The sequence below is a fragment of the Pseudonocardia broussonetiae genome, assembly GCF_013155125.1.
GTDB lineage: Bacteria > Actinomycetota > Actinomycetes > Mycobacteriales > Pseudonocardiaceae > Pseudonocardia > Pseudonocardia broussonetiae.
The window spans coordinates 5,009,402-5,032,163 of the sequence record NZ_CP053564.1 but is presented as its reverse complement, the minus strand read 5'-3'; the positions used below and the strand labels follow the sequence as shown (position 1 = coordinate 5,032,163).

Genomic DNA, 22,762 nt, shown 5'->3' with positions numbered 1-22,762 from the left:
CCTGAGCGCGCTCTTGACCCGGATGCGGGTGCACCGGGCACGCTGCCCCCATGAGCGACCGCTACTTCGCCCGGATCGGCCTCCCCGCCCCGGCCGTCCCCGACCTCGCGGCGCTGCGCGACGTCGTGGCCGCCCACACCCGGACCATCCCGTTCGAGAACCTCGACCCGCTGACCGGCCGCGACGTCGACATCTCCCCCGCCGCCGTCACGGCCAAGCTCGTCGACGGCGGCCGCGGCGGCTACTGCTTCGAGCAGAACACACTGCTGCGGTCGGTGCTCGACGGTCTCGGCTACCGCGTCACCGGACTCGCCGCGCGGGTCGTGTGGGGCGTCCCGCCCGGTGCCGCCCCGACCGCGCTGAGCCACATGCTGCTGCGCGTCGAGCTCCCCGAGGGGCCGCACCTGGTCGACGTCGGGTTCGGCGGGCAGACCCTGACCGGCGTGCTCGCGCTCGTCCCGGACGTCACGCAGGAGACGCCGCACGAGCCGTTCCGGGTGCACCTCGACCCGGCCTCGGACGGCGTCCACGAGATGCAGGCCCGCATCGGCGACGGGTGGCGGCCGATGTACCGGTTCGACCTGCGGCCCGCACCGGAGATCGACTACGAGGTCGGCAACTGGTACGTCTCGCGCCACCCCCGCTCCGGCTTCGTCACCGGGCTGCGGGCCGGACGGGCGGCACCGGACCGGCGGTTCGCGCTGGGCGGGATGCTCGGGGGCGGGGGCGCCGCCCTGTCGGTGCACCACCTCGGCGGGCCCAGCGAGCGCCGGGACCTGCGCTCGGCGGCCGAGCTCCGCAAGGTCCTGGAGCGCGACCTGCTGATCGACACCTCCGGCCTGCCCGACCTCGACGAGCACCTGGCCCGGTTCTTCTGAGGAGTCTTTTCTGAATCGATCGTGAGGACACTCACCAGCGTGTAGCTTGCGCCGACGGGGTGGGGGCGCCGCACCATGGAGCCCGGCGCACGCGGTCGTGCGTCTCCTCCCGACCGCCCCGCGACACCGCCGGGCCCCCGCGACGGCAACCGACGCCGCGCGGTGGGCGCCCGGCACCGAGGTCCCCCGATGCACGTCCTCCCCGCGCGCCCGCGCGGCGCACCCCGCACCCTGTCCCCCACCGGCGCCGTCGGCGCCGTGTTCGCCCTCGACGGCCTGCTGTTCGGCAGCTGGGCCGCCCGCATCCCCGACGTCACCGCGCAGGTGGGCGCGACCCACGCCACCCTGGGCGTCGCGCTGCTGTGCCTGTCGGTCGGCGCGCTCGCCGGGATGCAGCCCGCCGGCGCGCTGTGCGCCCGGTTCGGCGCGGGCCGGGTCACCACCGGCGCCGCCGTGCTCGCCTCGCTCGCCGTCCTGCTGCCCGGCCCCACCGGGTCCGTGCCCGCCCTGAGCGCGGCGCTGTGCGTGTTCGGCGCCGCGACGGGGCTGCTCAACGTGGCCGTGAACAGCGCGGGCGTGGAGGTGGAGGCCCGCGCGGCCCGGCCGCTGCTGCCCGCCCTGCACGCCGCGTTCAGCCTCGGCGGGCTGGCCGGGGCCGCGGTCGGCGGGCTGGTGTCCGGCCTGCTCGCCCCCGCCGCGCACCTCGCCGCCGTCGGCGCGCTCGGGCTCGCGGTGGCCGCCGCCACCGCCCCGGACCTGCGGCGCCTCGCCGCCGCACCCGCCGTCGACGGGGCCCCGGCCGGGCGCCCGGCCGGCCGCACCCGCGGGCTCGTCGTGCTGCTCGGCGTGATCGCGGGCTGCACGGCGTTCGGGGAGGGCGCGCTCACCGACTGGGGCGCGCTGCACCTCGCCGAGACCCTCGGCGCGTCGGCCGGCCTGGCCGCCGCCGGGTACGCCGGGTTCTCCCTGGCCATGGCCGCCGGGCGGCTCGCCGGCGGGCGCCTGCTCGGCCGGTTCGGCGAGACGCGCCTGCTCGGCGGCGGCGCGCTGCTCGCCGCGGCCGGGATGGCGCTGGCCCTGCTCACGCCGTCGGCGCCCGTCGCGCTGGCCGGGTTCGTGCTGGTCGGGCTGGGGTTCGCGAACCTGTTCCCGGTGACGATCGCGCGCGCCGGGGCGCTGGGCGGGTTCGGCGGCGTCGCCCTGGCCTCGACCGTCGGCTACAGCGGCCTGCTCGGCGGCCCGCCGGTGATCGGGTTCCTGGCCGAGCACGCCGGGCTACCGGTCGCACTCGCCACGGTGCCGGTGCTCGCGGTGCTGGCCGCGGCGCTCGCGGTGGTGGTGGCGGCGGAGCGTCCGCGCGTCGCGCTGCCCGCGCGCATCCCCCTGGCGCGCCTCTCCGTCGCCGCCGCGCGCACGGTCGCCCCGTCCGGCCCGCTGCGGGTCCTGCCCCGCGGCTTCGCCGCCACCGCCCGCCCGGCCGTGCTGCGGGGCGCGGCAGCCGTGCGGCGCCACGGCGGCGACCTGCCCGCCCTGACGGCCACGACCACCCGCACCCCCGTCGCGGACGCGGCCGCCCGCACCCGCATCCGCCCCTACCCCGGCCTGGAGATGCTCACGGCCTGATGGCTCGCACGCAGGCCACGGGGCTCGCACACAGGGCCGGACCTGTGTGCCGGCCCCGGAACCCGTGTGCGGGCCGCCTACGATCCCGGCATGGGCGCGGAGGGCACGGCCGGGGTCGTCCTCTCCGGGGGCCGCTCGTCGCGCATGGGCAGGGCGAAGGCGGCGCTGGAGTGGCACGGCTCCACGCTGCTGCACCGCACGGCGGCGCTGCTCGCCCGCACCGTCGACGGCCCGGTCCTCGTCGTCGCCTCCCCGGGCCAGGAGCTGCCCGCGCTGCCCGCGGGCGTCGAGGTGGTGGAGGACCCGGTCGAGGGCGTCGGCCCGATGCAGGGCATCGCCACCGGCCTGACCGCGCTGCGCGACCGGGCGGGCACCGCGTTCGTCTGCTCCACCGACATGCCGTTCCTGCACCCGGCGTTCGTCCGGCGCGTGCTGCGCGCGTCCGGGCCGGGCGTCGACGTGGCGCTGCCGTTCGCCCGCGGCTTCCGCCAGCCCCTCGCCGCGGCCTACCGCACCGGGCTCGCCGAGCTGGTCACCTCGCTGATCGCGCAGGGGCGCAGCCGACCCGGGATGCTCTACGAGCACTGCTCGGTCGCCCGCCTCGACGACGCCGACCTGCTCGCCGACCCCGCCGTCGCCCGCCTCGACCCGGACCTCGACTCGGTGCTCAACGTCAACGAGCCCGCCGACTACACCGCCGCCCGGGCCCGCCCGCCCGCCGACGTCGTCGTCCAGTGCTTCGGCGCGCTCGCGGGCGGGGGCCGGCGCGGGCAGCGGACCGTCGCCGCCGCCACGCTGGGTGCCGCGGCGCAGGCGCTCGGGCTGGAGCTCGACCGGCACGTCGTCGCCGCGCTGAACGGTGACCGCATCACCCGCGACCCCCTGCTCCCCCTGGTCGCCGGCGACTCCGTGGCGTTCCTGTCGGCGGACGCCGGGGGCTGAGGCGCGTACGGTCGCCGGTGTGACGGCGGGCGGGTACTTCGGACGGGCGCTGGTCGTCGACGTCGACGGCAGCACCGCCACCGGCACCGCACTGCCCCTGTCCGACGAGGTGCTCCGCGCCTACCTCGGCGGGGTCGGGCTCGGCACCTGGCTGCTGCACCGCCTCGCGCCGGCCGGGGTCGACCCGCTCGCGCCGGAGGCGCCGCTGGCGTTCGTGTTCTCCCCGCTGGTCGGCACCCCGCTGACGACGAGCGCGAAGTTCGCCGTCGTCGCGAAGTCACCGCTGACGGGGCTGCTGACCGACGCGCTGGCGTCCAGCCGGTTCGCCATCGCCGGGAAGCTGACCGGCCACGACGCCATCGTGCTGCGCGGCCGGGCCGCGGAGCTCTCGGTGGTCGTCGTCGACGGCGACGGCGCCCGTCTCGAGCCCGCTCCCGAGCTGGCGGGCCTGCCCGCCGCCGAGGCCGAGACCGCGGTCCGCGAGCGCTTCGGGCGCGGCTGGAGCACCGCCGCGATCGGTCCGGCGGGCGAGGCGGGCGTCCGCTACGCCACGGTCAGCCACGACGGCCGGCACGCCGGGCGCGGCGGGCTCGGGGCCGTGCTGGGGGCGAAGAACGTCAAGGCGGTGCTGGTGCGGGCCGCCACGCGCGCCGAGGTCGCCGACCCCGCCGCGGTGCTGGCCGCCGCGAAGGACCTGCGCGAGCGCAGCTTCGGCCCGGCCACGAGCAAGTACCGCGAGCTGGGCACGCTCGCCAACCTGCTCGCGTTCAACGCCGTCTCGACGCTGCCGACCCGCAACTTCACCGCCGCCACCTTCGACGGAGCGCACCGCCTCGCCGCCGAGGAGCTCCACGAGCTGCGCGGCGTGGCCCGCAACAGCTGCGCGTCCTGCTCGATCGGCTGCGAGCACATCTACTCGCGCAAGGGCGGCGGCAGCCAGCGCATGGAGTACGAGAACGTGTTCGCGCTCGGGCCGATGTGCGGGGTGTCCGACCCCGACGACGTGTTCGCCGCCTCCGCCCGCTGCGACGAGCTGGGCCTGGACACCATCTCGGCGGGCGGCACGGTCGCGTGGGCGATGGAGTGCGCCGAGCGCGGGCTGCTCGGGATCGCCGACGTCGCGCCGTGGCTGCGCTTCGGCGACGGCGCCGCCCTGCTGCGGGCGCTGGACCTCATCGGGCGTCGCGAACCCGGGCTGGGCGAGCTGCTCGCGCTGGGCTCGCGGGCGGCGGCGCACGTCGTCGGGCAGGGGTCGATCGACTTCGCGCCGCAGGTCAAGGGCCTGGAGCTGCCCGGGTACGAGCCCCGGACGCTGCAGGCGATGGCGCTCGGCCTCGCCGTCAACTCCCGCGGTGCCGACCACAACCGCTCCGGCGCCTACGAGGCCGACCTCTCCGGCGAGCACGACCGGCTCGACGGCGGCGCCGCGCACGTGGCCGCGGCCGTCGGCACCGAGGACCGGGCCGCGGTGATGGACTCCATGATCCTCTGCAAGTTCCTCCGCGGGGTGTTCACCGAGCCCTTCGACGAGTGGGCCGCGCTGCTGGCGCCCGTCACCGGCTGGGACGTCGACGCCGCCGAGCTGCGCGCGGTCGCGCGGCGGATCGTCGCCGCCAAGCGCGCGTTCAACGCCCGCGAGGGCGCGACGGCCGCCGACGACACCCTCCCGGCCCGGATGCTGCAGACGCCGCTGGAGCTGGCGTCCGGCCGCACGGCGACCCTCACGGCCGACCGGCTCGCGACGATGGTCGCCGGGTACTACGCCGCCCGCGGTCTCGACGCGACCGGCCGCCCCGGCCCGGACGCCGCCGCGGACCTCCTGCTCGACGGGTGAGACGGGGAGCGGTGGACGGCCGTCCGTTCCTCTAGTGTCGGGTGGCCGCCATCACCGCCGACCGGGGGACGACATGACGACGCTGCAGGAACCGCCGGCGCCCACCTCGGCCCCGACCGTGACCGCCACGATCGACGGCCGCGAGGTCACCGTCGCCGAGGGCACGACCATCTACGACGCCGCGAGGCGGGCCGGGGTCGACATCCCGGTGCTGTGCCACGACGAGCGCTACGACCCCGTCGGCGTCTGCCGGATGTGCGTGGTCGACACCGGGGGGCGGGTGTTCGCGGCGGCCTGCGTGCGGCCGTGCGAGGACGGCATGGAGGTCGTCACCACCTCCGAGGAGCTCGACCGCAGCCGCGCCGTGCTGACCGAGCTGCTGGTCGCCGACCAGCCGCCGATCGCCGAGGACCCGAAGCAGACCACCACCGGCGACAACCTGCTGCTCGCGCTGGAGCAGGGCCTCGGCGTCGAGCGGGGGGCGCTGCCGTGCGGCTCGGGCCGGGGCCACGACTCGTCGAACCCCGTCATCGACGTCGACCACGACGCCTGCATCCTCTGCGACCGCTGCGTCCGCGCGTGCGACGACATCCAGGGCAACGACGTCATCGGCCGCACCGGCAAGGGCTACGCCACCCGGATCGCCTTCGACCTCGACGACCCGATGGGGGCGTCCTCCTGCGTCACCTGCGGGGAGTGCGTGCAGGCGTGCCCGACCGGCGCGCTGACGAACAAGTCGATCCGCGACATCGCGATCCGCCCCCGCGAGGAGCTCGACGCCGTCGAGTCCGTCTGCCCCTACTGCGGCGTCGGCTGCGCCATCACCTACCGCGTCGACCGCGAGCAGAACGCGATCTCCTTCGCCGAGGGCCGCGACCAGCCCGGATCGCAGAGCCGGCTGTGCGTCAAGGGCCGCTACGGCTGGGACTACGCCGCGTCGCCGCAGCGCCTGACGGTCCCGCTGATCCGGGTCGACGCCGCCTACCCGAAGGGCGCGCTGTCGGCCGACGTCCGCGGCGAGGGCACGGGCGACCGGGCCACCGGACGGGGAGGCGGCGACAACGACCGCGGCCGCGGCGGGGGCGGCGGGGACCGCAGCCGCAAGCCCGGCGACAAGCGCGGCGGCCACCGCAAGCCCGGCGGGCTCGTCGACTACGACGAGGTGCTGCCGCACTTCCGCGAGGCCACCTGGGAGGAGGCGCTCGACCTCGTCGCGCGCCGCCTGCGCGAGATCCACGCCGAGGGCGGGCCGGAGTCGATCGCCGGGTTCGGCTCGGCGAAGTGCTCCAACGAGGAGGCCTACCTCTTCCAGAAGCTGATCCGCACCGGCTTCGGCACCAACAACGTCGACCACTGCACGCGGCTGTGCCACGCGTCGTCGGTGGCGGCGCTGTTCGAGGGCGTCGGCTCGGGGGCGGTGTCCACCACCTACGGCGACGTCGTCAACGCCGACGTCGTGATCATCACCGGCTCCAACCCGACGGCGAACCACCCCGTCGCGTCGAGCTTCTTCAAGCAGGCCCGCCGGCGCGGCACGAAGATCATCTACGTCGACCCGAGGGCGTCGACCGTCGCCGAGCACGCCGACATCCACATCCAGCTCAAGCCGGGCACCGACGTGGCGTTCTACAACGCGGTCATGCACGAGGTCATCCGGCTGGGGCTGATCGACCGGGAGTTCATCGCGTCCCGCACGTCGAACTACGACGAGCTCGCCCGCACCGTCGCCGACTACCCGCCCGACCGCGCCGCGCAGATCACCGGGGTCGACGCCGACTCCATCCGGGAGGTCGCGCGCACCTGGGGCGAGGCGGGCGCCGGGGTCGTCTACTGGGGCATGGGGATCTCCCAGCACACCACCGGCACCGACAACGCCCGCTGCCTGATCGCGCTGTGCTCGATCACCGGCAACGTCGGGCGCCCGGGCACCGGGCTGCACCCGCTGCGCGGCCAGAACAACGTGCAGGGCGCCTCCGACGCCGGGCTGATCCCGATGTTCTACCCCGACTACCAGGGCGTCGACCGCGAGGCGACGCAGGCGCGGTTCGAGGAGGCCTGGGGCACCCCGCTCAACCCGCAGCGCGGGCTGACCGTCACGGAGATCATCTCCAGCGCGCTGCAGCCCGACGGCGGGGTGCGTGGCATGTACATGCTGGGCGAGAACCCGTTCCTGTCCGACCCCAACATCAACAAGGTGCGCAAGGCGCTGTCGGCGCTGGACTTCCTGGTGGTGCAGGACATCTTCCTCACCGAGACCGCCGAGTTCGCCGACGTGATCCTCCCGGCCACCTCGTACCTGGAGAAGGACGGCACGTACACCAACACCGACCGGCGGGTGCAGCTCGGCCGCAAGGTCCTCGACGCGCCCGGGCAGGCCCGGCCCGACTGGGAGATCGTGCAGGACATCGCGCAGCGCGTCGGCCTGGACTGGGCGTACGGGTCGCCGAGCGAGGTGTTCGACGAGATGGTCGCGCTGATGCCGTCCTACGCCAACCTCGCGCACGGCAACCTCGGCTCGTCGGGGAAGCTCTACCCGAACTCCGACCCCGAGCACACCGACGGCACGGTGGTGATGTTCGTCGAGCGCTTCAACACCGACGACGGCCTCGCGCACCTGGTGCCCGCCCAGTGGCTGCCGCCCAAGGAGCTGCCCGACGGCGAGTACCCGCTGGTGCTCAACACCGGGCGCCTGCTCGAGCACTGGCACACCGGCTCGATGACCCGGCGGTCCTACGCCCTCGACGCGATCTCGCCGGTCGCCGAGGTCTACATGCACCCCAAGGACGCGGCCGAGCGCGGGATGGCGCACGGGCAGCGGGTGCGGGCGCGGTCGCGGCGCGGGGAGATCGAGCTGCAGGTGCGGATCAGCCACCGCGAGCAGCTGGGCAACGTCTTCATCCCGTTCCACTTCCGCGAGGCCGCGGCCAACCTGCTGACGATCGACGAGGTCGACCCGTTCGGCAAGATCCCCGAGTTCAAGTTCTGCGCCGTGCAGGTGGAGGTTCTCTGAATGACCGACGTCACGGAGCGCGCCGGCGAGGTGCGGGCCCGGCGGGTGCCCGGGGTCGAGGCGCGGGCGGGGAAGTTCCCCGGCCCGTCGCTGATCCCCGCGCTCAACGCGATCCAGGCCCGCCTGGGCTGGCTGCCGCGCGAGGAGCTGGAGGAGCTGGCGCGCGAGGCCCGCCGTCCCCGGTACGAGATCGAGGGGCTCGTCTCGTTCTACCCGCACTTCCGCACGTCGCCGCCGCCCGCGGTGGCGCTGCACGCCTGCCACGACCTGCCCTGCTTCCTGCGCGGCGGCGAGGAGCGGATCGCGGAGCTGCGCGAGCGGTTCGGCGAGGGCGGCCGCGACAACCCGGGCGACGTCGAGCTCGTCGAGGTGTCCTGCCTGGGCCGCTGCGACGTGGCCCCCGCGGTGGCCGTCAACGAGCGGCCCGCCGCGCTGTCCGACGTCGACGACCTCGTGGCCGCGGCGCGCGCCGGCGGTGTCGGCGACGCCCCCGCGCGGGAGCGCGACGAGCCGTGGCCCAACGACCCGTACCCGGCCGGCACCGGCGTCGCGCAGCGCTACGCCACCCTGCGCGCCCTGCGTGACGGGGAAGTCGACGCCGCCACGGTGATCGCGACCCTGAAGGACTCCGGCCTGCGCGGGATGGGCGGCGCCGGGTTCCCGACCGGGCAGAAGTGGGACCTGGTCCGCGGCGCGCAGCCCGGCTCCACGAAGTACGTCATCTGCAACGCCGACGAGTCCGAGCCCGGCACGTTCAAGGACCGCCAGATCCTCGCCACCCAGCCGCACCTCGTGCTGGAGGGGCTGCTCGTCGCGATGGAGGTCGTCGACGCGCAGGAGGGCTGGGTCTTCATCCGGCACGAGTACGGGCCCGAGGAGCACGTGCTGCGCGCGGAGATCGACGCGCTGCGCGCGGCCGGGCTCGTCGGCCCCGGGCGGCAGGTGGACGTGTTCGTCTCCCCCGGCGGCTACATCCTGGGCGAGGAGACCGCGCTGCTGGAGTGCATGGAGGGCCACCGCGGCGAGCCCCGCAACAAGCCCCCGTTCCCCGGCAACTACGGCCTGCACGGGCGCCCGACCCTCATCAACTCGGTGGAGACCTTCGCCGACGTGCCGGTGATCGTGCAGCGCGGCGCGCAGTGGTGGGCCGACCAGGGTCTCGGCGACTCGGTGGGGTGGAAGTTCTTCGCCGTGTCCGGGCACGTCGAGCGCCCCGACGTCTACTGCGTGCCGATGGGCACCACCGTCGGTGCGCTGATCGAGCTGGCCGGGGGCGTCTCGGAGGGCCGCGCGCTCGGGGCCGTCCAGCCCGGCGGCGCCTCGTCGAACTTCATCGGGCCCGAGCGCCTCGGCACGGCGCTCGACTTCGGCAGCGCCGCGGAGGCGGGCACGATGCTCGGCTCGGGCGCGCTCGTGGTGCTGGCCGAGGGCAGCGACCTGCTCGCCGCGTCGACGAACGTGCTGCGCTTCTTCCGCAACGAGTCGTGCGGCAAGTGCGTGCCCTGCCGGGTGGGGTCGACGAAGGCGCACGAGCTGCTGGCCGGGCGCTCGGAGCTCGACGACGACGAGCGCGCGCAGATCCTGCGGCTGGAGGAGGCGATGCGCAAGACCAGCATCTGCGGCCTCGGCCAGGTCGCGCTCGGCCCGGTGGTCAGCGTGCTCGGGCTGGACAAGGGCGGCGCCGCGGCCCGCGACCACCCGAAGCCCGGTGGCGAGCCCGCGCAGCCCGACCGATGACCGGTCCCGCGTCGTGCCCACCGGGGACGGGGTGAGCGGGCGGGAGTTCTTCACCGCCCGCACCGTCGCCGAGGCGCTGGCCGGGTTCACCCCGGCCCGTCGCACCGCCGTGGAGACGGTTGCGGCGGCCGACGCCCGCCACCGCGTCCCGGCCGAGCCCGTGCGCGCGGCCGCCGCCCTGCCCGGGTTCGCGAAGTCCACCGTCGACGGCTTCGCGGTGCGCGCCGCCGACACCTACGGCGCCTCGGAGGGCCTGCCCTCCTACCTCGACCTGGCCGGTGCGGTGCGGATGGGCCGCGCACCGACCGTCGCCGTGCCGCCGGGCGGCGCCGTCGCGATCCCCACCGGCGGGGTGCTGCCCGAGGGTGCCGACGCCGTCGTGATGGTGGAGCACACCGCGGAGACGATGCCCGGCACGATCGAGGTGACGCGCCCGGTCGCGCCCGGGGCGGGCCTGGTCCGCGCCGACGAGGACGTCGCCGCGGGCGGGGTGCTGGTGCGCGCCGGTCGGCCCCTGCGCGCCCCCGACCTCGGGCTGCTCGCCGCGGCGGGCGTCACGGAGATCGCCGTGCACGCGCGGCCCCGGGTCGTGATCCTGTCCACCGGCGACGAGGTCGTGCCCCCGTCGACGCGCGAGCCGGCGCCCGGCCAGGTCCGCGACGCCACCGCGTCGGCGCTGGCCGCGCTCGTGGCCGACGCGGGGGGCGTGCCGGAGCTCGCCGGGATCGTGGGCGACGAGCCGGGCGCGCTCACCGCGGCGCTGCGCGGGGTGCTGCCCCGCGCCGACCTGGTGGTGGTGTCCGCGGGCAGCTCGGTCGGCACCCGCGACGAGACGGCCGGCGCGATCGCCGCGCTGGGCGAGGTGTGGTGCCACGGCCTCGCGATCCGGCCCGGGAAGCCGACGCTGCTCGCGGAGTGCGGCGGCGTCCCGGTGGTCGGGCTGCCCGGCAACCCGCTGTCGGCGCTGGTGGTGTTCGGGCTCGTCGGCGTGCCGCTGGTGTGGCGCCTCGCCGGGGCCGGCGCGCCGCCGCAGCCCGCCACCCGGGCGCGCCTGGCCCGGGACGTCGCGTCCGCGGCGGGCCGGCTCGACGTCGTGCAGGTCGAGCTGCGCGACGGGGAGGCGCACCCGGTGTTCGGGCCGTCGGCGCTGCTGTCGGTGCTCACCCGCGCCGACGGGTACGTCGTGGTGCCCGAGCCCGCGACCGGTCTCGCGGCGGGCACCGAGGTGATCGTCACCCTGCACCGGTGACCGGCGGCGGCCCCGGCGCGGTTACCGTCGGTGCGGTGACCCGCTCCGGCCCCTTCGTCTCCGACGTCCCCACCGCCGAGGCGACGGCGGCGTGGCGGGCGGCGTGCGCGGCGGCCGGGTGCCCGGAGCGGACGGGCACCGAGCACGTACCGGTGGCCGGGGCCGTCGGGCGCGTCCTCGCCGAGCCGGTGTGGGCGGTGCGCTCCTCGCCCGCCTTCGACTCGGCCGCGATGGACGGGATCGCGGTGCGCGCGGCCGAGACCGTCGGCGCCGCCGACACCACACCGGTGCTGCTCGCCGACTTCGCCGTGGTCGACACCGGCGACCCGATGCCCGTGGGCTACGACGCCGTGGTGATGCGCGAGCACGTCCACCACACCGCCGACGGGCGGGCCGAGCTGCGCGCCGCCGTGCCGCCCTACGAGCACGTCCGCTCGATCGGCGAGGACATCAGCGCCACCGAGCTGCTGCTCCCGGCCGGGCACCGGATGCGGCCCGTCGACGTCGCGGCGGCCGCGGCGGCGGGGGCCGTCGCCCCGGCGGTGCACCGCAGGCCGCACGTGGTCGTGATCCCGACCGGCGACGAGATCCGCCCGGTCGGCACCGAGCCCGGCCCGGGCGAGATCCTCGACACCAACTCGATCATGCTGGTCGCGCAGGCCCGGGAGGCCGGGTGCACGGCCGCGGCGACGGAGATCGTCCCCGACGACCCGGAGCGGATCACCGCGGCGCTGCGCGCGGCGGCGGCCGGGGCCGACCTCGTCGTGCTGATCGCCGGGTCGAGCGCCGGGCGCGACGACCACACCGCCGGGGTCGTCGCCGGGGCCGGGACGCTGGCCGTGCACGGGGTGGCGGTGCGCCCGGGGCACCCGGTCGTCCTGGGCGTGGTCGAGGGCGGCACGCCGGTCCTGGGAGCGCCCGGCTACCCCGTGTCGGCCGCGCTGACCTTCGAGATCTTCGCCCTCCCGCTGCTCGCCGCGCTGGAGGGCGCCGCCCCGCGCGAGCGCCCGTCGACGACCGCCCGCCTGGCCCGCAAGCTGGCCTCGGTGATCGGGTCCGACGACTGGGTCCGCGTGCGGCTGGGCCGCGTCGGCGGCGAGGTCGTCGCCACCCCGCTGCCCCGCGGCGCCGGGGTGCTCACCTCGCTGGTGCGCGCCGACGGGCTGCTCGTCGTGCCGGCCGGGGTGGAGGGCCACCACGCGGGCGAGCGGGTGCGGGTGGAGCTGCTGCGCGGCCTCGCGGAGATCGCGCGGACGATCGTCGCCATCGGCTCGCACGACCTGGTCCTCGACATGGCCGCCTCCGCGCTGCGCTCCGCCGACCCGCTGCTCACGCTCGCCTCGTCCAACGTCGGGTCGCTCGGCGGGCTGGTCGCACTGCGCGACGGGCTGTGCCACCTCGCCGGGTCGCACCTGCTCGACCCGGCGACCGGCGCGTACACGCTGCCCTACGTCGACCGCCTGCTGGGCGACCTCGACGTCGCCGTCGTCCGCCTCGTGCACCGCGACCAGGGCCTGATCGTCGCGCCGGGCAACCCGCTGGGGCTGACCGGCATCGACGACCTGGTCCGGCCCGGGCTGCGCTACGTCAACCGCCAGCGCGGCGCCGGCACCCGCGCCCTGCTCGACCACGAGCTGGGCGCGCGCGGCGTCGACCCGTCGGCGGTGCCGGGGTACGCCCGCGAGGAGCACACGCACCTCGCGGTGGCCGCCGCGGTCGCCGCCGGGCGCGCCGACGCGGGCATGGGCATCCTCGCCGCCGCCCGCGCGTTCGGCCTGGACTTCGTGCCGGTCGCGCAGGAGCCCTACGACCTGGTGGTCCGCGCCGACGCGCTGGACGACCCGCTGCTCGCGCCGCTGTGGGCGCTGCTCGACGACCCGGCGTTCCGGGGTGGGATCGAGGCCCTCGGTGGGTACTCGTGCGCGGAGACGGGGAGAAGGGTGCGCTGATGGGGCGACTGAGCGTCCGCAGGCCGGTCGTGCGGATCGGGCCGGACGGTCGACGGCGCACGCTCGACACCCTCGCCGCCGAGGAGCCCCTCGAGCTGCGCGTCGACGGGAAGCCGCTGTCGGTCACGATGCGCACGCCCGGGCACGACGTCGAGCTCGCGCACGGGTTCCTGCTCACCGAGGGCGTGCTCGGCTCGGCGTCCGACGTGCTCACCGCGCGCTACTGCGACTCCTTCGACGACGACGGCCGCAACACCTACAACGTCCTCGACATCGCACTGGCCGCGGGCGTCGAGCCGCCGGACGCGAGCCTGGAGCGCAACTTCTACACGACGTCGTCGTGCGGGGTCTGCGGCAAGGCGAGCCTCGACGCGGTGCGGCTCAAGACCCGCTTCTCCCCCGCCGCCGACCCGCTGGTGGTCACGCCCGCCGTGCTCAGCGCCCTCCCCGACGCCCTGCGCGGCGCGCAGAAGCTGTTCGACTCCACCGGCGGCCTGCACGGCGCCGGCCTGTTCACCGCCGACGGGGAGCTGCTCGTGGCGCGCGAGGACGTCGGCCGGCACAACGCCGTCGACAAGGTGCTCGGCTGGGCGCTGCTCCAGGACCGCGTCCCCGCCGCCGGCACGGTGCTCATGGTGTCGGGGCGGGCGTCGTTCGAGCTGGTGCAGAAGGCCGTGATGGCCGGGGTGCCGCTGCTCAGCGCGGTGTCGGCGCCCAGCTCGCTCGCCGTCGAGCTGGCCCAGGACGCGGGTGTCACGCTCGTCGGGTTCCTGCGCGGGGAGACGATGAACGTCTACAGCCACGACGCCCGCGTGACCTGAGCCCGGGTCCGGGACCGCACCTGCGACGATGAGCCCGGCGGTGCCGGGCGGCACCTGTGTGGACCGGAGGGCGGATGTCGGGGCGGGACGGGCGCGGGGCGCCCACGCTGGAGTCGGTGGCCGCGCTGGCCGGGGTGTCGCGGGCGACCGCGGGCCGGGTGCTGTCGGGTTCCACCAAGGTGGGTCCGCGGGCGCGTGACGCCGTGCTGGCCGCCGCCGCCGAGCTGCACTACGTCACCAACCGCGCCGCCCGCTCGCTCATGACGCGGCGCAGCGACTCGATCGCGTTCGTCGTCGCGGAGTCCGAAGACCGGTTCTTCGCCGACCCCTACTTCTCGCAGGTCCTGCACGGCGCGCACGGTGTGGTCGCCCGCCACGACATGCAGCTCGTGTTCGCCGTCGTCAGCGGCGACGACACCGAGCGCCAGCGCTTCGAGCGCTTCGCGCTGGGCGGTCACCTCGACGGCGCGATCCTGGTCTCCCTGCACGGCGACGACCCGCTCCCCCGCCGCCTGCAGGACGCCGGCGTGCCCGTGGTGCTCTCCGGGCGCCCGTTCGCCCACCAGGCCCGCACGCCGCTCACCTACGTCGACGCCGACAACGTGGGCGGGGCGATGGCGGCCGTCCGGCTGCTGGCCCAGCAGGGCCGCAGGCGGATCGCGACGATCACCGGCCCGCTCGACATGGCCGCCTCGGTCGACCGCGTCGACGGGTTCCGGGCCGAGCTCGCCGCCCACGACGTCGTCGACGCGGGCAGCGCCGACGGCGACTTCAGCATCGTCGGGGGCCGCCGCGCGATGGCCGACCTGCTCGCCGCCGACCCCCTGATCGACGCCGTGTTCGCCGCGAACGACCTGATGGCGGTGGGTGCGCTGCAGGCGGTGCGGGAGGCGGGCAGGCGCGTGCCCGAGGACGTCGCCGTGGTCGGCTTCGACGACTCCGCGATCGCCGTGTCCGCGCAGCCCCCGCTCACGACGGTGCGCCAGCCGATGGTCGAGATGGGCCGCACGCTGGCCACGCTGCTGCTCGACCAGATCACCCACGGCGGCGAGCCGCAGGCGCCGGTGATCCTGCCGACGGAGATCGTCCGGCGCGCCTCCGCGTGAGCCCGGCCCTTCCCCGTCCACCACCTCGTGAGAGCGCTCTCTTGACATCTCACCGCGAGGGGGCCACTCTCCTCCTCACGGTGTGAGCGCGCTCTCACAGAGACGCCCCTATCGCCGACGACGACGCCGGGCCTGGAGGACATCGCATGACCACGACCCCCCGCACCACCCCGAGGACCACTCGGGTGCGGACCGCACGCACGACCCTCGCCGCCGCGGTGGCCGGCACGCTGCTCCTCGCCGCCTGCGGCGGGGGCGGTGGCGCGGCCGCCGACGACGGCACCACCGAGCTGACCGTCAGCCTCTTCGGCACGTTCGGCTACGAGGAGCTCGGCCTGTTCGACCGCTACGAGGCCGAGCACCCCGGCGTCACCATCACCTACGAGTCCACGCAGGGCGAGGACAAGTACTGGCCCGCGCTGCAGACGCGCCTCGCCTCGGGCAGCGGCGTCGCCGACATCCAGGGCATCGAGGTCGCGCGCATCGCCGACGTCGTCGCCAACCAGGCCGAGCTGTGGACGGACCTGCGCAACACGCCGGCCGCCGGCTCGATCGGCAACTACGTCGAGTGGAAGGAGCCGGCGGCCACCACCCCCGACGGCGCCGTCCTGGGCCTCGGCACCGACATCGGCCCGATGGGCATCTGCTACCGCAGCGACCTGCTCGCCCAGGCCGGCCTGCCCACCGAGCCCGCGGCCCTGTCGGCCCGGATGACGAGCTGGGAGGACTACGTGGCCCTGGGCCGCGAGTACCAGGCGGCCGCTCCCGCGGGCAGCGCGTGGATGGACTCCGCGGGCGGGTTCTACAACGCGATCGTCTCCACCGAGCAGACGATCTACTACGACCAGGCGGGCACCCTGGTGCACGACTCCAACCCCGCCGTCCGCGCCGCGTTCGACACCGCAGCGGCGGCCGGCCAGGCCGGGCTCACCGCACGCCTGGAGCAGTTCGTCGACCCGGGCTGGGACGCGGGCTTCGCCTCCGGCAGCTTCGCCACCATCGCCTGCCCCTCGTGGATGATCGGCTACATCAAGGGCAAGGCCGGCGACGCCGGCTCGGGCCTGTGGAACGTCACGACGCTGCCCGGCGGTGCCGGCGGCAACTGGGGCGGCGCCTACCTGGGCATCCCCGCCTCCAGCGAGAACGTCGAGGAGGCCGCCGAGCTGATCGCCTGGCTCACCGCCCCGGAGCGCCAGGCCGAGGTCTTCGCCTCCGCCGGCAACTTCCCGTCGACGACCGGCGGCATCGAGATGGTCGCCGACGCGACCGACCCGTGGTTCAACGGCGCCCCGATCGGCCAGATCTTCTCCACCTCGACCGCCAACGCCCCGGTGCAGATCCTCGGCCCGGAGGACGGCGTCATCAAGAGCGCCATGGTGGAGGCCCTGCTGTCGGTGGAGGCCAACGGCGTCGCGCCGGCCGACGCCTGGAACTCCGCGCTGAGCACCGTCTCGAACCAGGTGAGCTGACCTCCGTGTCGATCTCCACCCCCGCACGCCCGGTCCCCGGGGAGCGCACGCCGCCCCCGGGGTCCGGGACCCCACGCCGCTCCTGGCGCACCCGGCTCTTCCAGGCCGAGGAGCGCACCGCGCCCTACGTCTACGTGGCCCCGTTCTTCCTGCTCTTCGCCGCGTTCGGTCTGTTCCCGCTGGTCCAGACCGCCTGGATCAGCCTGCACTCCTACAAGCTCGGCTCCGAGATGAAGTGGCTCGGACTGGAGAACTACGTCTGGCTGTTCTCCAACCCCGACTTCTACAACTCGCTGTGGAAGACGTTCACCATCGGCGTCCTCTCGACGGTGCCGCAGCTCATGATCGCCCTGGGCCTCGCGCACCTGCTGAACTACCGCATGCGCGGCCGCACGTTCTTCCGCGTCGCGATGATCATGCCGTACGCCACCTCGGTGGCGGCCGCGGCGCTGGTCTTCGCGCAGCTGTTCGGGCGCGACGCCGGTGCCGTCAACTGGCTGCTCGGCGTCGTCGGGGTCGACGCGGTCGACTGGCGCAACGGCGACTGGACCGCGCAGCTCGCCATCTCGATCATCGTCATCTGGCGCTGGACGGGCTACAACGCGCTGATCTACCTGGCCGGCATGCAGTCGATCAGCCAGGACCTCTACGAGGCCGCCGCGCTCGACGGCGCCAGCCGCTGGCAGCAGTTCCGCCACGTCACGCTGCCCGGGCTCCGGCCGACGATCCTGTTCACCGCCGTCGTCTCGACGATCGGCGCGAGCCAGCTCTTCGGCGAGCCGCTGATCTTCGGCGGCGGCCAGCCCGACGGCGGCGCGCTGGGCCAGTACCAGACGCTCGGCCTGTTCATGTACCAGCAGGGCTGGACCTACGGCAGCCTCGGCCGCGCCGCCACCGTCGCCTGGGTGACGTTCCTGCTGATCATCGTGCTGGTGCTGGTCAACACCGCGATCACGAGGCGGAGGCAGCCGTGACGGCCACCCTGGAACGCCCGCCGGTGACGGTCGTCGCGGCGTCGTCGTCGCGGAAGCGGCTGCGGCGCAACGACTCCGCGGGCTGGCTCGCCTACGTCCTGCTGGCGCTCACCGCGTTCGTCTTCCTCGTCCCCTTCTACTACATGATCGTCGCGGCCAGCCGGCCGATGGCGGAGATGAACCAGACCCCGCCGCCGCTGCTGCCGGGGCCGGACCTGTGGTCCAACATCGTCAAGGCGGTCGAGTCCCAGGACATCGGGCTCGCCCTGATGAACTCCATGATCGTCTCCGGTGTGATCACCGTCAGCACGGTGCTGCTGTGCACGCTGGCCGGGTTCGCGTTCGCCAAGATGCGCTTCCGCGGGCGCAACGTCCTGTTCGGGATCGCGCTGGGCACGATGATGATCCCGCCGAGCCTCGGCGTCGTCCCGCTCTACGCGCTCATGGCGACCCTCGGCCTGGCCGGCGACCTCAGCTCGGTGATCCTGCCGTCGCTGGTGCAGTGCTTCGGGGTGTTCTTCATGCGCCAGTACCTGATCCAGACGCTGCCCGACGAGCTCCTGGACGCGGCCAAGGTCGACGGCGCCACGTCGCTGCGGACCTTCTGGTCGATCGTCCTGCCGATCGCCCGCCCGGGCATGGCGGTGCTCGCGATGCTCACGTTCATGACGGCCTGGAACGACTTCTTCTGGCCCGTCATCACGCTCAACTCCTCCAACCCCACCGTGCAGGTGGCCCTCAACAACCTCGGCAGCGGGTACGTCCCGGACACCTCGGTGATCATGGCGGGCACGCTCGTCGGGACGCTGCCGGTGATCGTGGTCTTCCTCCTGCTGGGCCGTCAGATCGTCGGCGGCATCATCGCCGGCGCCGTGAAGGGATGACCGGTGTGACCACCACGCAAGCCCAGCCGACGACCCTGCCGCTCACGTTCCCTCCCGGGTTCCTCTGGGGCTCGGCCACCGCGGCGTACCAGATCGAGGGCGCCGTCGCGGAGGGCGGGCGCACCCCGTCGATCTGGGACACCTACGCCCACACGCCCGGCCGGATCGCGGGCGGCGACACCGGGGACGTCGCCGACGACCACTACCACCGCTTCCGCGACGACGTCGCGCTCATGAAACGGCTCGGGCTCACCTCCTACCGGTTCTCGGTGTCCTGGTCGCGGATCACGCCGCAGGTCACCGCCGACGGGCTGGGGCCGGTCAACGCCGAGGGCGTCGCGTTCTACTCCGGCTTGGTCGACGCGCTGCTGGCCGCGGGCATCACCCCGGCCGTCACGCTCTACCACTGGGACCTGCCGCAGGCCCTGGAGGACGCGGGCGGCTGGGCGTCGCGGAGCACGGCGGAGCGGTTCGGCGAGTACGCCGGGGTCGTCGCCGCCGCGCTGGGCGACCGGGTGCGGCTGTTCATCACGCTCAACGAGCCGTGGTGCACCGCCTACCTCGGCTACGCCAGCGGGGTCCACGCCCCGGGCCGCACCGAGGACGCCGCCGCGCTCGCCGCGGTGCACCACCTCAACCTGGCCCACGGCCTCGGCGCGGCCGCGGTCCGCCGCGCCGTCCCGGACGCCCGGGTGTCGATCAGCCTCAACCTCGTGTGGGTGCGACCGGAGACCCCGTCGGCCCGTGACGTCGACGCCGCCCGCCGCGTCGACGGCCTGCAGAACCGGGTCTTCCTCGACCCGCTGCTGCACGGGACCTACCCCTCCGACGTCCTCGTCGACACCGCGTCCGTCACCGACTGGGGCTTCGTCCGGCCCGGTGACCTCGACGTCATCGCGGCGGGGGGCGTCGACGTGCTCGGCGTCAACTACTACTCCCCCACCGTCGTGCGGCACTGGACGCGCGAGCGGCCCAAGGAGTACGCCGACGGCCACGGCGACGGGGCCGCGAGCCCCTGGATCGCGTGCGAGGACGTCGAGTTCCCGCGCCGCCCGGGCCGCAAGACCGACATGGGCTGGGGCATCGACCCCCGCGGCATGACCGAGCTGCTGGTCCGGATGGCGCGCGAGCACCCGGGCCTGGAGCTGATGGTCACCGAGAACGGGGCCGCGTTCCCCGACGTCGTGGGGGCGGACGGCCGGGTCGCCGACCCCGACCGCCGCGAGTACCTGCGCACCCACATCGCCGCCGTGCACGCCGCGATCGCCGCGGGGGCGCCGGTGATCGGGTACTGCGTGTGGTCGCTGCTCGACAACTTCGAGTGGGCCTGGGGGTACGGGAAGCGCTTCGGGATCGTGCACGTCGACTACGACACGCAGGAGCGCACGGTCAAGGACAGCGCCCTGTTCTACGCCGACGTGATCCGGGCGAACGCGGTCCAGCCCTGACGGCACCGCGCCGGTGACCCCTGGTGGGTGGGCCACCGGTGCGGTGCGTTCCGCGGAACGCAGCCGTGCCCGCGGCGACTCCGGCCGGTGCGCGTTCCGCGGAACGCGCGCCGGCCGGTGTCCGGGGTGGCACCGCGGTTCCGTGCGTTCCGCGGAACGCTGTCCGCCTGCCGCTCCGCACGCCCGCACACGCAGTACCCGCGCCGACCGCGTTCCGCGGAACGCGCACCGGGTCTCCGGGGTGGCACCGCGGGTTGGTGATCGCCGCCGTCCGCACCTGACGGTCCGCGGCACGGCCGTGAGGTGCGGCGGACGGCGATCACCCGCTGCTGCAGCGGTGGTGATCGCCGCGTACCGCACGCCATGGCCGGCTCGATGACCGTGAGGTGCGGCCGGCAGTGAGACCGAGCCTGCGCGTTCCGCGGAACGCTCCCGTGCCCGCGCCGCCTCGGCCAGCTGCGTTCCGCGGAACGCGCACCGGTCCAGCGCTGCACCGACGGCCGGCGATCGCTGCCGACCGCACCTGACGGTCCGCGGCACGACCGTGAGGTGCGGCGGACGGGCAATCACCCCCTGCTATGGCAGCGGTGATCGCCGCGTCCCGCACGCCACGGCCGGCTCGACGACCGTGAGGTACGGCTGGCGGTGATCACCCGCCTGCGCGTTCCGCGGAACACTTCGGAGCGCTGCTCGCCCCTCGGGCTGAGTACCGGTGCCAGCGGCCGGCGCTCCGGTCGCGTTCCGCGGAGCGCACGAGCGCCCGGCGCGCGGTAACTCGAACCCCGCGAACCGCGCGTTCCGCGGAACGCAGGAACGCCAGGCAGCGCCGGGTACCAGCCCCGGCGAGCAGAGTTCCGCGGAACGCACGACCGCCCGGTCGCGCCGGGTACCGGCCCCGCCGAGGAGCGTTCCGCGGAACGCACGACCACCCGGCAGCACCGGCGGAACCGAACGCGGCAAGCCGCGTTCCGCGGAACACGAGAGCGCTCAGCGGCCGCCACCCATCGGACTCAGCGGACCGCAAGAACCGGAGTACCGGCCTCAGCTCAACACGGACCGCAGGGCACCCAGCTCCGCGAGCGCATCGTCCGGGTCCTCCGCCGCCGGGATCAGCACGACCGAATCAGCGCCGGCCTCCACCAGTGCCGCGAGAGACCCCCGGGCCCCGTCACCCGACACCGTCAACGCGTCGAGCCAGGCGTCGGGCAGGTCCCCCGACCCGCCGGCCTCGCGCCAGGACGCGATCGGGTCGGCCAGCTCCCCCCACTGCCCCGCCCCCCCGCCGCCGCGCAGGCCGTCGGCGACGAGCGGGAGCAGGGCCGCGCGGTCGGGCGCCGCGTAGGCGTAGACGGTGAGGTGGTGGGGGTCGGTGCGGCCGGCCTCGGCGCGGCCCTCGTCGATCCGCTCCCGCGCCCACCGGACGTAGGACGGCACGGACAGCTCGGTCAGGACCGTGCCGTCGGCGACCCGCCCCGACACCCGCAGCGACCGCGGCCCGCGCACGCCGGTGGCCACCGGCGGCACGACCGGCGGCGGGAACTCCAGGACCACGTCGTCGAGGTGCACGTGCCGCCCGTCGACGGTGACCCGCTCCCCGCGCAGCAGCGCCCGCAGCGCCGACGTGGTCTCCTCCAGCGCCGCGAGCTGCGACGACGGGAACGCGCCGATCTGCCGCATCCACCCCGTGACGCCGTGGCCCAGCCCGGGCCGCAGCCGCCCGGGGAACATGCGGGCCAGGGCGGCCACCTCGAGCGCGGTGGCGGCCGGGTTGCGGAACACGGCTGGCAGGACCCCGAGGCCGACCTCGATCCGCTCGGTGGCCGCGAGCGCGACCGCGCCCGCGGCGACCGCGCCGGCGTAGAAGCAGTCCTCGACGAGCCACAGCTCGTCGAAGCCCAGCGCCTCGACGCCCCGCGCGTACGCGACCGTGTGCTCCGGCGGGACCTCCCGCCGGAGCATCGCCCCCAGCCGCACGCCGGACGCCGGGGTCACCTCAGCCGACGCGGATCAGACGCGGAAGCCGAGGGCGCGCAGCTGCTCGCGGCCGTCCTCGGTGATCTTGTCCGGGCCCCACGGCGGCATCCAGACCCAGTTGATCTTGATGTCGTCGACCAGGCCGCCCTGGCCGCCACCGGTCAGCGCGGAGCGGGTCTGCTCCTCGATGACGTCGGTCAGCGGGCAGGCCGCGCTCGTCAGCGTCATGTCGATCGTGGCCACGCCGTCGACGGCCTGGATCCCGTACACCAGGCCCAGGTCGACGACGTTGATGCCGAGCTCGGGGTCGACCACGTCGCGCATGGCCTCCTCGAGGTCGTCGATCGACGGGCCCGCGGCGGGCGCGGGCGGCTCGGGCATGCCGGCGGCACCCCGGACGACGGTCTCGTCGGTCTCGCTCACGCTTTCTCCCCTTCCGTGCGGACGACGGCGTCCTTGAACGCCATCCAGCCCAGCAGCGCGCACTTGACGCGCGCCGGGTACTTCGCGACGCCGGCGAACGCGACGCCGTCACCGAGCACGTCCTCGTCGGGCTCGACCTTGCCGCGCCCCTGCGTCATCTCCTGGAACGCCTGCAGGATCTTCATCGAGTCGCCCACCGACCGCCCGACGACGAGGTCGGTGAGCACCGACGCCGACGCCTGGCTGATCGAGCACCCCAGCGTGTCGTGCGAGACCTCCGCGACCGTGTCGCCGTCGAGCTTCACGCGCAGCGTGATCTCGTCGCCGCAGGTCGGGTTGATCTGGAACGACTCGGCGTCGAACGGCTCGCGCAGTCCGGCGCCGTGCGGCGTGCGGTAGTGGTCCAGGATGATCTCCTGGTACATCTGCTCCAGCTGCATC

The 22,762-nt window shown here is 75.1% G+C and carries 17 protein-coding genes; 14 read left to right on the top strand and 3 right to left on the bottom strand.

Annotated features, from left to right (window positions below):
• Positions 1–50 precede the first annotated feature (50 nt).
• The 14 genes from HOP40_RS24405 (at position 51) to HOP40_RS24340 (ending at position 19,924) form a co-directional block, all read left to right on the top strand.
• Positions 51–878, top strand: coding sequence for an arylamine N-acetyltransferase family protein (locus HOP40_RS24405; RefSeq protein WP_172162355.1), 828 nt, complete (start codon positions 51–53; stop codon positions 876–878).
• 189 nt (positions 879–1,067) lie between these two features.
• On the top strand, positions 1,068–2,501 hold the full coding sequence (locus HOP40_RS24400) for an MFS transporter (RefSeq protein ID WP_205346897.1): 1,434 nt from the start codon (positions 1,068–1,070) through the stop codon (positions 2,499–2,501).
• A 90-nt stretch (positions 2,502–2,591) separates the two neighbouring features.
• Positions 2,592–3,443 carry an NTP transferase domain-containing protein gene (locus tag HOP40_RS24395; protein ID WP_172162353.1) on the top strand — a complete coding sequence of 284 codons (852 nt, stop codon included), beginning with the start codon at positions 2,592–2,594 and terminating at the stop codon, positions 3,441–3,443.
• A 19-nt stretch (positions 3,444–3,462) separates the two neighbouring features.
• The gene (locus tag HOP40_RS24390; protein WP_172162351.1) at positions 3,463–5,277 is read left to right on the top strand and encodes an aldehyde ferredoxin oxidoreductase family protein; all 1,815 of its coding nucleotides are present in this window, start codon (positions 3,463–3,465) and stop codon (positions 5,275–5,277) included.
• Between the two features lie 73 nt (positions 5,278–5,350).
• Complete coding sequence (gene fdhF, locus HOP40_RS24385; protein WP_172162350.1) at positions 5,351–8,287, top strand: formate dehydrogenase subunit alpha; 2,937 nt, start codon at positions 5,351–5,353, stop codon at positions 8,285–8,287.
• Positions 8,288–10,024, top strand: a complete 1,737-nt coding sequence (locus tag HOP40_RS24380) for an NAD(P)H-dependent oxidoreductase subunit E (RefSeq protein WP_205346896.1) — start codon at positions 8,288–8,290, stop codon at positions 10,022–10,024. It abuts the gene before it with no gap.
• Positions 10,025–10,037: 13 nt separating this feature from the next.
• Positions 10,038–11,273, top strand: coding sequence for a molybdopterin molybdotransferase MoeA (locus HOP40_RS24375; RefSeq protein ID WP_205346895.1), 1,236 nt, complete (start codon positions 10,038–10,040; stop codon positions 11,271–11,273).
• Between the two features lie 35 nt (positions 11,274–11,308).
• Complete coding sequence (locus HOP40_RS24370) at positions 11,309–13,222, top strand: molybdopterin biosynthesis protein (RefSeq protein ID WP_172162348.1); 1,914 nt, start codon at positions 11,309–11,311, stop codon at positions 13,220–13,222.
• Positions 13,222–14,043 carry a formate dehydrogenase accessory sulfurtransferase FdhD gene (gene fdhD, locus HOP40_RS24365; protein ID WP_172162346.1) on the top strand — a complete coding sequence of 274 codons (822 nt, stop codon included), beginning with the start codon at positions 13,222–13,224 and terminating at the stop codon, positions 14,041–14,043. The genes HOP40_RS24370 and fdhD overlap by 1 nt, the downstream gene beginning before the upstream one ends.
• 74 nt (positions 14,044–14,117) lie before the next feature.
• Positions 14,118–15,149, top strand: a complete 1,032-nt coding sequence (locus tag HOP40_RS24360) for a LacI family DNA-binding transcriptional regulator (RefSeq protein WP_172162344.1) — start codon at positions 14,118–14,120, stop codon at positions 15,147–15,149.
• A 146-nt stretch (positions 15,150–15,295) separates the two neighbouring features.
• Entirely contained in the window at positions 15,296–16,618 is a 1,323-nt protein-coding gene (locus HOP40_RS24355) for an ABC transporter substrate-binding protein (protein WP_172162342.1), read from the top strand.
• 5 nt (positions 16,619–16,623) lie between these two features.
• On the top strand, positions 16,624–17,592 hold the full coding sequence (locus HOP40_RS24350) for a carbohydrate ABC transporter permease (protein ID WP_240157247.1): 969 nt from the start codon (positions 16,624–16,626) through the stop codon (positions 17,590–17,592).
• The gene (locus HOP40_RS24345; protein ID WP_240157246.1) at positions 17,589–18,476 is read left to right on the top strand and encodes a carbohydrate ABC transporter permease; all 888 of its coding nucleotides are present in this window, start codon (positions 17,589–17,591) and stop codon (positions 18,474–18,476) included. Before HOP40_RS24350 ends, HOP40_RS24345 begins: the two co-directional genes overlap by 4 nt.
• Positions 18,473–19,924: a GH1 family beta-glucosidase gene (locus HOP40_RS24340; protein WP_172162340.1), complete on the top strand. Its 1,452-nt coding sequence runs from the start codon at positions 18,473–18,475 to the stop codon at positions 19,922–19,924. Before HOP40_RS24345 ends, HOP40_RS24340 begins: the two co-directional genes overlap by 4 nt.
• Before the next feature lie 1,041 nt (positions 19,925–20,965).
• On the opposite strand, the gene HOP40_RS24335 is transcribed toward HOP40_RS24340, so the two are convergent.
• From HOP40_RS24335 to sufU, 3 genes are read right to left on the bottom strand one after another with little or no spacing between them, the layout of a single operon-like run.
• Positions 20,966–21,916: an LLM class flavin-dependent oxidoreductase gene (locus HOP40_RS24335; RefSeq protein ID WP_240157244.1), complete on the bottom strand. Its 951-nt coding sequence runs from the start codon at positions 21,914–21,916 to the stop codon at positions 20,966–20,968.
• A 15-nt stretch (positions 21,917–21,931) separates the two neighbouring features.
• Positions 21,932–22,279 (bottom strand): metal-sulfur cluster assembly factor, encoded by a 348-nt coding sequence (locus HOP40_RS24330; RefSeq protein WP_172169042.1) that lies wholly within the window; start codon positions 22,277–22,279, stop codon positions 21,932–21,934.
• A gap of 38 nt (positions 22,280–22,317) precedes the next feature.
• A complete protein-coding gene (gene sufU / locus HOP40_RS24325; RefSeq protein WP_172162338.1) occupies positions 22,318–22,761 on the bottom strand; it encodes a Fe-S cluster assembly sulfur transfer protein SufU in 444 nt (147 codons plus the stop codon).
• Position 22,762 lies beyond the last annotated feature (1 nt).